This is a genomic window from Dehalococcoidia bacterium, from assembly GCA_035528575.1.
Lineage (GTDB): Bacteria > Chloroflexota > Dehalococcoidia > E44-bin15 > E44-bin15 > DATKYK01.
This window is the reverse complement of sequence record DATKYK010000020.1, coordinates 59,209-70,800: the sequence shown is the minus strand read 5'-3', so window position 1 is coordinate 70,800 and position 11,592 is coordinate 59,209. Positions and strand designations below refer to the sequence as shown.

The following is an 11,592-nucleotide window of genomic DNA, read 5'->3' as shown; positions in this document are numbered from 1 at the left end:
AATTTTGTGGATAATATAGAAATCATTCCCCTTCATCTATCTCATACCACCGCTTGATAAACGCTTCTACATCATCTTGCTTAATAAAAATCTTCCTCCCAGGACCATGTCTAACAGCCTTCAAACCATCACGAGTAACCCATGACCGCACCGTATTCGGGTGAAAGCCGTACTTCTTACTTATACGCTTGACTGACAGCATATTCTGTAGTATATTCTTCTTCCTTTTGAACTTTTGAGTAGGTGTCATAATATCTATCTCCACCATTATATTATACTATATGTGAAGCACATAGCAAGAGGCTAATTGTGAGCACTATGTAATAATAAACTTCACAAGATTATAATAACATAAAAGCCATACAAAGTCAAGTGTTTTTCTCTCAAACGCTTTGGTGTGTCGATGAGGATAGGTGCATTGGAGTAGATTATCTGCTAGGGGATTAATGGGCTGCCTCTGCTTCTGAGATAGCCATGACTTCTCTATCCTTCTTTTATAATCCGGTCAATGATTTTTTCAACAGCTTCAGGATTACCCGCTTTCACCTCAACAAATTTCAGGAATTTTAGTGCATTATTAATTCTCCTGACTCTATCTGATACATGCTTATCTACCGGGCTTAACTGTCCCACTAACAGATGTTCTTTCAACAGATGCCTTTGTAGAAATTCAGTTAACGCCTTGTCTTGCAAGGTTATTGCAAGTTCACCTAAGCCCAACTCTAAGGCATGTTCGGCAAGAGTGTAGAGAGGAGTTTCTAGATATTCAGCCAGAAATTTAAACCGGTCGATCAAGACGACATCACAGGCAAAGTTCAGCTGTTTTCTGCCAATTTCTGTCTTAGAATATCGTTTTTCCAGTTTCTTTTTGTATTTCTTTGGTATCCACATTTAATATTCCTAGTAACTTTTCCTATAAATATTGAGTTTAATAACAACATTTCAATGTAAAATTCGTGGTTTCCAACGCCATAAATGTAATAACCAATGAGTTTTTCAACGAATAATGAATCGTAATTGCGTATGAAAGGGTGAAAACACTAAAAAGAGTTCTTTATCCCTTAAGCTGAGCCCGCTAGCAAGGCTCAACATTGAAGGGATCGAGGTTACTCCTCTTGTTCGTCAGCCTGCTCGACTAAATCATCGAAGACCACACCAGGAATATGGATGTCTTCGGGGTTAGCTCCGAGCTTCTCGACATCTTCCACCAAATGTTTCAATGTTGGCATGTCTTGACCTCCTTTCTTCAAGCTTCAAATACATTTTACACGCCCTTATTTTCTGTTAGCGCTTTGTCACAGGTGAATATCAAGGCCTTCTTAAACTTGGAAGGCATGCCCAGATAGCGAAACAGGCCTCATGAGAAGCCTCCCTACAATAATCCCCATTTTTGTAAGGATTTTCCCCACAACAATAAATACATACTTTCCCCACAAAAAATACATACTTTCCCGACAGACAAATGGCGCATCTTGTGTTACCGTTACTATGAGCGTTTAACCATAGGCGCTTCTTTATAAATCGCCACAGACGGGTAAAACTGAGGATTCACATACAAAAGAATATCGGATAAGGAAGTATGGTGAATCTATGGTTTTGCCCAAAACAAACCTTTAAGCGGGGCGTATAAGCCTATCGCTGAAGGTTTTTTTATTTAAACTTCACTTTATATTCTGCTTAAAACTTGTCGCATTCTTCTCGGACAGCTCTTGATCAGAGTAGTACCTAAGACAAAATAAGCTAAAGGAGGAAGTGATGATTAGGAAGCATGTATATACTTCTCTTTATGGTTTGGCCCTAGCGGTCGTTCTAGTGACTTTATTGACTATGATAATACCTGCCTCCGCTGCCAATGCCGATGAAACGGCTGTAGAGGCCTGGGTTGCACGCTACGACGGCCCGGCAAGCGATAATGACATGGCTACAGCGCTGGCCGTTGATGACTCAGGAAATGTCTACGTCACTGGCTTCAGCTATGGCGATGACACCTGCGAAGACTACGTCACGGTGAAGTACGATAGCGAGGGTAACGAGCTGTGGGTTGCACGCTACGACGGCCCAGCAAGCTACGATGAGGAACCTCAGGACATAGCCGTGGACAGCTCAGGAAATGTGTACGTCACCGGCTACAGCTACGGTGACGACATGTCCCAGGATTACGCAACTGTGAAGTACGATAGCGAGGGTAACGAGCTGTGGGTTGCACGCTACGACGGCCCGGGAAACGATAACGACGAGGCTTGGGACATAGCCGTGGATGATTCAGGAAATGTCTACGTCACCGGCTCGAGCAATAGCGACATCAGCTCCGGCGACTACGCTACTGTGAAGTACGATAGCGAGGGTAACGAGCTGTGGGTTGCACGCTACGACGGCCCGGGAAACAGTAACGACGAAGCTCGGGATGTAGCCGTCGATGGCTCAGGAAATATCTACGTCACTGGCTCGAGCAATAGCGTCAGCTCCGACGACTACGCAACCTTGAAGTACGATAGCGCGGGTAACGAGCTGTGGGTTGCACGCTACAATGGCTCGGGAAGCGTGTTTAACTACCCTTATGCGTTGGCCTTGGACGGCTCAGGAAATGTCTACGTCACTGGCTTCAGCTATAGCGACATCAGCTCCGACGACTACGCAACTGTGAAGTACGATAGCGAGGGTAACGAGCTCTGGGAGGCACGCTACGAAGGCCCGGGATACTGTCAAGACGTGGCTACAGCGCTAGCCGTTGATGACTCAGGAAATGTCTACGTCACCGGCTTGAGCTTTTGCTACCCCAACTCCGACGACTACGTCACTGTAAAGTACGATAGCGATGGCAACCAGCTGTGGGTTGCACGTTACGACGGCTCCGCAAGCGATGGTGACGAGGCTTATGACATAGCCGTGGATGATTCAGGAAATGTCTACGTCACCGGCTGGAGCGATGGCGTCGGTACTGGCGGTTACTACTCTGCTGACTACGCTACTATCAAGTATGTCCAGACTGGCGGCCCCACACCCACCCCAACACTAACGCCTACGCCTAGCACTTCAGTAGATACAGCCACTGGCACAGGCACCGCCTACTTCTCGTCTAGTTCAGGCACAATCGAAGACCTAGCAGCCATAGCTGAAGATGACCTACCTCCTGAAGCGGCTGATACTATGCCAGATATTGTCTTCCCCCATGGGTTCTTCTCCTTCAATGTGACGGGGCTGACACTAGGCCAGTCGGTAGATATTACCATCACGCTTCCCGACCCTGTCCCCGTGGGGACCCAGTACTGGAAGTACGGTCCAACCCCCGGCAACCATACGCCGCACTGGTATGAGATAGTCATGGGCAGCGATGATGGGGACAACGTAATCACAATCACCCTAACCGACGGCGGTTTAGGGGATGACTGGTGGGTTGCCGATAGCATGATCATAGACCAGGGAGGTCCCGGCAGTCCTCTCGAAGAAGAAGGCGGCTGCTTCATAGCCACCGCAGCCTACGGCACATCGACAGCCAAGGAAATCGACACTCTCCGAGCGTTCAGGGATGAAGTGCTGCTTGAAAGCACATTAGGCTCTCAACTTGTGGAGTTGTACTACCAGGCAAGCCCGCCTGTGGCTGACTTCATATCGAAAAACAGCCTTTTGAGGACTGTTGTGAGGGAGCTAGTGGTTGACCCAATTGCTTCGTTAGTAGAAGCCACGGAGGCTATTTGGGGAGATTAAGGCACTGGCCTTACATGCTGCACAGTGGGAGGGGCAACAGTGAAAGTGACTATTGAAGAAGAGAAGGTAAGGGTAAAGATAGGCTATACGAAGATTGAAACCCGTCGTGATGGATTCTATTCAGGAAACGGCTGCAATCGTCACCCTGATTGCAAGGCTGGATACAAGCAGATGAAACTGGAGCGCAGCACAGGCTAGGCCGAAGCGATATATCAGCATATAGTCTATTCCGTCATAACAATCATTACGGTAAGGCGATTCCTTATTTAAAAGAGGAGGTGTTAAGTGGGTGCTAGGATTGTAGATAGGCCTTGTGGATATTGCGGCGGTACAGGGATAATATACGAGGGAGATTTCGTAGAGTCAGAGGCAACTTGCCCCATATGCAAAAGACACGGTATAGTCCGTGTTCCTAGTAATTATAGAAAATGTCCTGATTGTGGTGGAGCTGGCAAAAAAGATGTAGGGGAATTTGTCCCGGATGTAAGACGTTGTAAGAGATGTAAAGGCACTGGCTGGGCAGAACCACCTCCAGAATATCGATAACAGTAGCAAGACAAGTGCATTAACCTGAAATAAGCAGATGACCGCTTTTAACCCTGAAGTTTGCCGGTAGTTAATATAGCTGGCGAGATAAGGAGGTCGCCGCAATTCATGGATAATAGCGATTTTGATGATGAAGGTTTCCCACGTTGGGCGAAAATTCTATTTTGGGTTATCTTTGTCTGTATTCTTGCATGGATATTTATACTACAACCATTCATTGAGTGGGTAAAGCTAAACATTGTAACAGTATCTGTTGTCTCTGGAGTCATAATCGTTGTATTAGTAACTGTATTTGTTTTTTATCGTATTTATAGAGCAAAGAGGAATGAAGTATTATTAGCAAAAAAGAGAGCTTATGAACAGGAACAAATGAAAAAGGGTCTAGTCAAATTCGTTGATAGATTTGGACGTGAACGGTGGGGAACACACGACGAGGCTAAAGCAGAGGAACTAATCAATAGAATAACGGGTGCTATTGAGCGATTCCCACCAGCAAGAAAGTATAGAGATGAGTTTCCCTATCAAACTGATTTGCATGGTTGGTTAATAGCTCAATTTCCTTCTACTAAAATAGAAATACAAAGGGGTTCATCACGACCAGATATTATTGTTGACAATATTGCGATTGAAGTCAAGGGGCCAACTAGAACAAGTGATTTAGTAACTATAGCAGATAAATGCATACGTTATGGACAACACTTTGACGGACCAATAATTGTTCTGTTTGAACTTGATGTTTCAGAAAAACGCTACTACGAATGGAAAAAGGGATTAGAAAACACCTACCCAAATGCCAGGGTCATAAGAAAGGATTAGTCATTCCTGCTGTCAGGTTACGCTAGTAGTACGGAAGAGTAAGGCTAATATGCAAATATTTCCAGAAGTTCCCCAGTGCGACAGCCCTTAGCCCCAAGAGTATTATCACACCCGCAGTAGTAGGTGATAGACAATGAAAATTGCGCTTGTTGTGATAATAGCTATCTCAATAATTGCTGTCGCTGGGGTTGCTGCAATTGGTGCTACAGGTGGGTTTGACGAAGAACCTACCCCAACACCTACCCCTACGACTACTGCAATGCCAATGCCTATATCAACACCAAGACTGGAAGGTGACGTTCACCCGCTGGGCAGTGGCAACGGAATCATCGACTCGGCAGACTTTCAGCTAATAGCCCAGCATATAGTTGGAACAATAACGCTGACTGGCAATGATTTCCTCGCTGCTGATGTCAACGACAGTGGCACAGTTGATTCGGCGGACCTACAGCTGGTAGCGCAATACCTTGTTGGGACTATTATCGAGTTTCCCACACCTACACCCACGCCTACACCCACACCTACACCTACTCCGCTGACAGTTCACTTCATCGATGTAGGCCAAGGCGACGCCATCCTGATTGACTTAGGCGATACCGAGGTGCTCATCGATGGGGGTGGCAGATCACCTGGTGTCACAGCATATCTTGAGGACTACGTGAATGGTAGCCTTGAAGTGATGATAGCTACTCACCCCCATGCTGACCACATTGGTGGGCTTATTAGAGTCCTGGAAGATTTCGATGTCGAAGAAATCTGGCTTAATGGCGATACCTCGACCTCCAATACCTACAGTGATTTTATGACCAAGGTCAACGCTGAGGGTGCTAGTGTCAACGAAGCGAGGAGGGGAGACACTATTACAGTGGATAGCTTGATTTTTAATGTGCTTCACCCAGTAGAGCCTTTGGTTGACGATATAAATAACAACTCCATAGTCCTTATGCTGAGCTATGGCGACATAGACTTCTTATTTACCGGGGATGCTGAGGAAGAAGCCGAGGCCAGCATGATAGCAGCAGGCATACTCGTCGATATTGACATTCTCAAGGTAGGACATCACGGGTCTAATAGTTCCTCCTCTCAAGCGTTCCTCGATGTTGTCCAGCCTGAAGTCGCTATATACATGGCTGGCGTAGGTAATCCATACGGGCATCCGCATTCGGAGACTATTATGGCCTTGGAGGCGATAGGTGCTGAGATTTATGGAACAGATGTGTGTGGCACTATTACCATAATAACTGACGGAACTGAATATGAAGTATCGGAATGCGCTCCTACACTAACCCCAACCCCAACTATTACACCTACCCCTACACCTTCTACTACGCCGACTCCAACTCCAACGTCTGGTGTTCAAATAACTTGTATCTTCTATGACGGGGTTGTTTACCAGACAGAATCTGATGAATATGTGGAGATAAAAAACCTAGGTGATGCCTCTCAAGACCTTCTTGGGTGGGTATTGAAAGACATCGATGAAGGTTATCCCTCTTTTACATTCCCTCACTATATTCTGGGGCCTGGTGAAACTATCCGAGTTTACACTAATGAGTATCATCCAGAATGGGGAGGTTTCAGTTTTGGTTATGGAACGGCCATTTGGAATAATACCAGCCCAGATTGTGCGGCGCTGTATGATTCAGAGTTGCACGAGGTATCCAGAATGAGCTACCCACCTGGCTGCTGAATTCAGTGGCTCTATGGTGTCTTCATAGTGGCCCATTCTGTTATTTAGCACACAGTAGCAATTATTTACAGGCTATCCCCCGCAGGATTATCATCGCATCCAAAAAGGGCAGGAAGCAGGAAATGAGAAAGGCTGAACAAACGCAATGGGCTGCGACATATCTTATGGCATTTTGAACTACACACCCGTCATTGGCTCACAATAAGAGAGTCCACAGATGCTCTTTTGCCTTACTGATGCGTTTGGTAGCTTCCCCGTGAGCGTGGAGCTATCATGAAAGCGTTACTTTACAATAAGAGACGCTCTAGGATACGAAGTCAAAGCGAAGCCTATTTAGGGGTGCCGAAAGTCAGGTTTCCCGTTTATCCTTTAAAAGTGTTTTTATCTCTTTTTCAGTAACAATAATTGAAAGTTTGTTAATATACTCTGCCTTAGTTGGAGCTTTGTGCTCGTCGTGAAACCAATACTCAACAATCTTTCCCTTGACCGAGACATCATGCTTCTTAGCAAGTTGTTTCAGTTCGCCAAGTTTTAATTTGGCCAAAGAGGCCTTCATTTCTGCTTTAGGGTTTGTAACGATAACTCGCTGTTTCTTTAAGAAAGTATCCCAACTGTCAGTACCCTGGAGTTTGTTACATCGATGGCAGAGACATTTCGCGGTTTTGAGAGTGATATTTCCTCCTTTTGAAAATGCCGTCTTATGCCCTACCTCCATCTCATCAAAATCAATCTTTCTACCACATTTAGGGTTGTCGCAGATTCCATTGGCATTCCTATATAGAATCTGCTTGTCCCGAATTCCTAATGTTCTTTTTCTATTATCATAAGCATCTAAGAATCCCATATGACCCCCTTACAAAAGTCATCACCCAGGAGCTGGGCTGTCTTGTAGAGGCATCCCCTTATCTTACTGATGCTCATTGTCTTCCCTTTTTCGGTTTTTCTTTCTCTGGTAACATAACGGTGGCTACTCGCACTATAAGCCAACTTGCGGGCACTATCAAACGCCCCTTTCACGGCTTGGATTCACCATATCATCAAAGCGGGCAGCCGCAGCCTCTTACATACTTCTTACATACTATAGATACTCAAATACCAGCTTTAACTCTTCCCTATTCTAAATACTTTGGTGTTGCATTTCGGGCACACGCCCTGAGTGGCCGGTCGGCCATTCTTCATCGTGATTGACTTCGGGTCCTTGATATCCACCTTTTTTCGGCACTTCATACAATATGCTTGCATTAATCCACCGCCTTTCTGTGGGGGAGCATATGTGATTACTATAGTAATGTCAATAGCCTACCTGTATCTAAATTATATCGAACAGCGGCTTATAAAACTTCAAGCTATCCTCAAAGCTGACTGAGCGAGTATAGCACTGCACCATCTCTAATGATTCCCGTTTGACTAAGTCTCCACAATGTTATAATGATCGGAGGCAGGTCAAGTTCAGTCATTAGGCATTCCTCTATATATTCAGATTGAGTAGACACAGGTATCGTGATATGGGAAGCTGGCTGCGAATCCTAAAGAGAAGTGGCAACAGACACAATTGCCTGAAGTGTGGCGTTGTGCCATGTACGAATCTCTATCGCGAAGTCGATAGCAACGAGAGTGGCGAGCTCTACCTTTACGAATCAACAGTCAAGAATAAGGTTCATCTTCCATGCGAATTCGGTGTACTGATTCAATGTCTCTGTAAGTTGTTAGTAAAGATTTCGGATGAATTATCATTTGAAATGTATAATCAGTGTATAAGAGACCTGAAGGCGGTTTTACTCCTAGTATTTACTGGCCACTATAGAAATGCAATGCAAATCTTTAGGCCGGTGATAGAGAACTTCCTGACCGGGCTATATTGGGACGCGAAACTGCTACAGTCCGGTGACGATGAGAAAGCCCGACAGACGGTAAAAGAGGAGTACAATAAATTTACGAAACAGGACAGATACGTTGTGCCGGAGGAAGATAGAAACGAAGCCTTTATCAGCGACGATAAGAGAAAGAAGGAGTACCTTGATCAGGATTTCCTATTGGCATGGCTACTTGCCAAAAAAGTAATAGATCCAACATACAAAGCGGATCTACAGAAAAAGATCAGAAAATTAAACAATTTCTTACACCCTAATTTCAAGGCAACAGACATTAGCAGACCCGACTGCGCATCCTGTCCCTCATGTGTATCTTTTAACGAGAAAGAGTACAGAAAGTGCATCGAGATCTTCCAGGACATCACCACTCTAATACTGGCTACATGCCACAAGTTGATAGTTGAATCCTCACCCGGGGATCTGGACGACCCAGATGTAAAGGAGGCCCTCGGTAACATACGAGGCTTGCATGAATTGGAGGCTGAGATAGAACGACAACTCGTTTTATCAAGTCGCCTCAAGGAATTCATTGCTAGCCTGGCAAATGATCGTTTATGATTCCGTCCTAGCGTTCAGTCCTTATACGCGACGCCGTTGAATTTCCATCTGCTTTACTAGATAGACACCGCAAAAGACTAGTACAAATGGCATAAAGCTTAACCCGTAGCGTAATGCCGAAATACAGATTGAGCTTGATAAGTGTCCTAAGTGTGGCAAATGGAAAGATATTGATACGGAACTATGTGATAATTGCAACAAAAAAGAAGTAGGTCCATCTAGGCGCATTTTAAGAGTGCAAGGAGGAAGCCACATGGGTGGTTGGAAAGGTTCAAGACAAGAAGGTGAAGGTTATGAACGAATAGCTTTTAGGTGCTTCGGATTAAATATACAGATTGATTATCTTTGCGATGAAAACTATAACCTAGAGCCATGTCAAGAAAATGAGATAACACCTACTGGATTGCTGGTTGTCGCAAAGTTAGAGCCTCGTAAGAAGTCACTGCCAGGGTTTTGGTTTCGATGGGATGAAAAGGCTGATGCACTGGATGTGGATATTGAGGGGGTTACAGCTAATATTAAGGATTTATTTGAAAGGGGAATGGGGGGGTACGGGGGGCATCGCACCAATAGAATAAGTCCCAATAAAAAAGAATTTGAGGCTGATATTGGGATACCTCAAATACAAGTGTTCCACGGATTCCTGAGTTTTAATCTTTATAGAAAGGCGTGGGTAGGGAAGGGTAAAGTGAACCCAGAAGGAACAGCATCAACTGAACCAATCTAGCACACTTATAGTAGTCGGCTTAGAAATTGGCTGATAGGAGTCCATTGTAAGGCAATCTAAGACTAGCGCGGCGGATTACAGGGGGCTATCCGAGAATGTGTGGCCCCTCTGTTATTAACATTTTATTGACTAGCAAGTCCTATCAGAGTATCGTCGCAATAAACAAACTTGGCTATCAATAAGCGCTAAGGAATAGGAGATTAAAATGCCTGAATGGAAAATCCATGATAAATGGGCTGAACGAATGGGAATACCGAGTGAAATCTCCAGTTTCATTAATAATCTCATAGATTTTCCTAAGAAATGTCAGGAGTATATAAATTTTTGTGAGATGGAGTCGGACGCTAGGATTTATAGTAAAGGTAGACCCACTAGCATGACTGCGGCTGATTTCACAAGACATGACTCTAGTAGAACTGATAAGAATATCAGAGCAATCCAGCTTAAATTCCTACGACAAAAAGGTCAAGAGTTCGTAAGAGCTTGGTATCTACATAATATTTTGGACTATATAAAGTGGTGGCTAACAGAGGCGACTCCTGAAGTTGTAGTAAGCATTGAGGACATGCTGCAAGACAAAAGACTACAGAAAAAAATTGGCGATATTCAAGACCCTGAACTTCAAAGCGTGAGGAGTTTTGTGTTTACATATAAGGATGAAATACTACAAGATTGCAAATGATGTTATAGCACTCTTTCACTCCAACGGTGGCTTATAAAACTTCAGGCTATCCTCAAAGGTAACCGACCTGGTATACCTCTGCACAATCTCTAGGCTTTCCTACTTGTCCTACATGCCGCATCATGCCAGCGCCGCGTCCTAGAGCTTGATAGCTGTTCTCGCTCCTAATATCACGTTTTCTTGACAGTTAGCGACGAATGTGTTTAAAGTACAACCGATGCTGTTAAGCTTCAAGATCTCACCGATAAGGGGGTGAATTGTGCCAAAGAAGGTCAAACATGTCCCGGTGAAGAAAAGGTGGTGGTCAGGCCATGTTAACGAAAAGGATTTGGCTAAAGTAATTGCCAAGGCTGAGCATGAGGGTTGGGAATACGAAGGGCTTGAGAATCACGGATGGGAGCTCAGTCGTAAGTGGGTAGCGAGATTCTCAAAGCAGACTAAGAAGGAGGCTTAGAATTAGTGTCATTAAGTGGTCTGAAAATCCGCATTACTCACCGCAATGCTAGCATTTTTCTTTGCCATTTCCTGTTCCGCTCTCTTCCTCGAAAAGGTTCACAATCAGTGCAGTACTCGCTTGGTCTTCCCCTCTTGCCATTAGGTTTAGCGGTTAATAGTGTTCCGCACCGACGGCAGTGAATGGCACCGTTACTGTCCCTGATTTCGTCTTTTTTCTGGCGATTCTGCCTCAGTTGCTCATACTGAAGGACAGCCCTGACAGTTTCCAAATCTGCACGCCCATAATAACCATATTTGCCAATCAGGCCACACTCAGTCAGGTCTCGGATATCTTGAACCGTTATGCTCCGATATGCGCCGGGCACTACCTGATTGAACTCGGCAGCGAACTTTTCAGGGCTAATAATCAGCAGTCTCATACTAATGCCTTCTTCGAATTCTTGGCTCTGGTTATCCTCTCGACCTCAGTCTTTCCTGGTTGTTGGAGAGCCACTGGATTGCGCATTCGTTCGAACAGAAAGCCTGTCGCCGGTATTTTTCA

Annotated in this window: 15 protein-coding genes; 9 read left to right on the top strand and 6 right to left on the bottom strand. The window is 44.9% G+C overall.

What is annotated here, in order from left to right:
- Nucleotides 1-22: 22 nt before the first annotated feature.
- The 3 genes from VMX96_03975 to VMX96_03965 all read right to left on the bottom strand — a co-directional run bounded on the left by VMX96_03975 (nucleotide 23) and on the right by VMX96_03965 (nucleotide 1,229).
- Nucleotides 23-250: a helix-turn-helix domain-containing protein gene (locus VMX96_03975; GenBank protein HUU63062.1), complete on the bottom strand. Its 228-nt coding sequence runs from the start codon at nucleotides 248-250 to the stop codon at nucleotides 23-25.
- 233 nt (nucleotides 251-483) lie between these two features.
- Nucleotides 484-891, bottom strand: a complete 408-nt coding sequence (locus VMX96_03970) for a hypothetical protein (protein HUU63061.1) — start codon at nucleotides 889-891, stop codon at nucleotides 484-486.
- A gap of 215 nt (nucleotides 892-1,106) precedes the next feature.
- Nucleotides 1,107-1,229 carry a hypothetical protein gene (locus VMX96_03965; protein ID HUU63060.1) on the bottom strand — a complete coding sequence of 41 codons (123 nt, stop codon included), beginning with the start codon at nucleotides 1,227-1,229 and terminating at the stop codon, nucleotides 1,107-1,109.
- 526 nt (nucleotides 1,230-1,755) lie between these two features.
- Here VMX96_03965 and VMX96_03960 point away from each other — a divergent pair.
- The 5 genes from VMX96_03960 to VMX96_03940 all read left to right on the top strand — a co-directional run bounded on the left by VMX96_03960 (nucleotide 1,756) and on the right by VMX96_03940 (nucleotide 6,757).
- Nucleotides 1,756-3,705: an NHL repeat-containing protein gene (locus VMX96_03960; GenBank protein HUU63059.1), complete on the top strand. Its 1,950-nt coding sequence runs from the start codon at nucleotides 1,756-1,758 to the stop codon at nucleotides 3,703-3,705.
- A 39-nt stretch (nucleotides 3,706-3,744) separates the two neighbouring features.
- The gene (locus VMX96_03955; protein ID HUU63058.1) at nucleotides 3,745-3,903 is read left to right on the top strand and encodes a hypothetical protein; all 159 of its coding nucleotides are present in this window, start codon (nucleotides 3,745-3,747) and stop codon (nucleotides 3,901-3,903) included.
- A gap of 87 nt (nucleotides 3,904-3,990) precedes the next feature.
- Nucleotides 3,991-4,251, top strand: a complete 261-nt coding sequence (locus VMX96_03950) for a hypothetical protein (protein ID HUU63057.1) — start codon at nucleotides 3,991-3,993, stop codon at nucleotides 4,249-4,251.
- Between the two features lie 108 nt (nucleotides 4,252-4,359).
- A complete protein-coding gene (locus VMX96_03945) occupies nucleotides 4,360-5,067 on the top strand; it encodes a hypothetical protein (GenBank protein ID HUU63056.1) in 708 nt (235 codons plus the stop codon).
- Between the two features lie 133 nt (nucleotides 5,068-5,200).
- Nucleotides 5,201-6,757, top strand: coding sequence for a lamin tail domain-containing protein (locus VMX96_03940; protein ID HUU63055.1), 1,557 nt, complete (start codon nucleotides 5,201-5,203; stop codon nucleotides 6,755-6,757).
- Nucleotides 6,758-7,106: 349 nt separating this feature from the next.
- On the opposite strand, the gene VMX96_03935 is transcribed toward VMX96_03940, so the two are convergent.
- Both VMX96_03935 and VMX96_03930 read right to left on the bottom strand, forming a co-directional pair.
- A complete protein-coding gene (locus VMX96_03935) occupies nucleotides 7,107-7,601 on the bottom strand; it encodes a hypothetical protein (protein HUU63054.1) in 495 nt (164 codons plus the stop codon).
- A 257-nt stretch (nucleotides 7,602-7,858) separates the two neighbouring features.
- Nucleotides 7,859-7,999 carry a DUF5679 domain-containing protein gene (locus tag VMX96_03930; protein HUU63053.1) on the bottom strand — a complete coding sequence of 47 codons (141 nt, stop codon included), beginning with the start codon at nucleotides 7,997-7,999 and terminating at the stop codon, nucleotides 7,859-7,861.
- A gap of 461 nt (nucleotides 8,000-8,460) precedes the next feature.
- Here VMX96_03930 and VMX96_03925 point away from each other — a divergent pair, with 461 nt between their 5' ends.
- From VMX96_03925 to VMX96_03910, 4 genes are all read left to right on the top strand, one after another.
- The gene (locus VMX96_03925) at nucleotides 8,461-9,186 is read left to right on the top strand and encodes a hypothetical protein (GenBank protein HUU63052.1); all 726 of its coding nucleotides are present in this window, start codon (nucleotides 8,461-8,463) and stop codon (nucleotides 9,184-9,186) included.
- A 253-nt stretch (nucleotides 9,187-9,439) separates the two neighbouring features.
- The gene (locus VMX96_03920; protein HUU63051.1) at nucleotides 9,440-9,913 is read left to right on the top strand and encodes a hypothetical protein; all 474 of its coding nucleotides are present in this window, start codon (nucleotides 9,440-9,442) and stop codon (nucleotides 9,911-9,913) included.
- A 205-nt stretch (nucleotides 9,914-10,118) separates the two neighbouring features.
- Nucleotides 10,119-10,595: a hypothetical protein gene (locus VMX96_03915; GenBank protein HUU63050.1), complete on the top strand. Its 477-nt coding sequence runs from the start codon at nucleotides 10,119-10,121 to the stop codon at nucleotides 10,593-10,595.
- Between the two features lie 259 nt (nucleotides 10,596-10,854).
- Entirely contained in the window at nucleotides 10,855-11,049 is a 195-nt protein-coding gene (locus tag VMX96_03910; GenBank protein ID HUU63049.1) for a hypothetical protein, read from the top strand.
- 37 nt (nucleotides 11,050-11,086) lie between these two features.
- On the opposite strand, the gene VMX96_03905 is transcribed toward VMX96_03910, so the two are convergent.
- Nucleotides 11,087-11,470, bottom strand: a complete 384-nt coding sequence (locus tag VMX96_03905; protein HUU63048.1) for a hypothetical protein — start codon at nucleotides 11,468-11,470, stop codon at nucleotides 11,087-11,089.
- Between the last annotated feature and the right edge of the window lie 122 nt (nucleotides 11,471-11,592).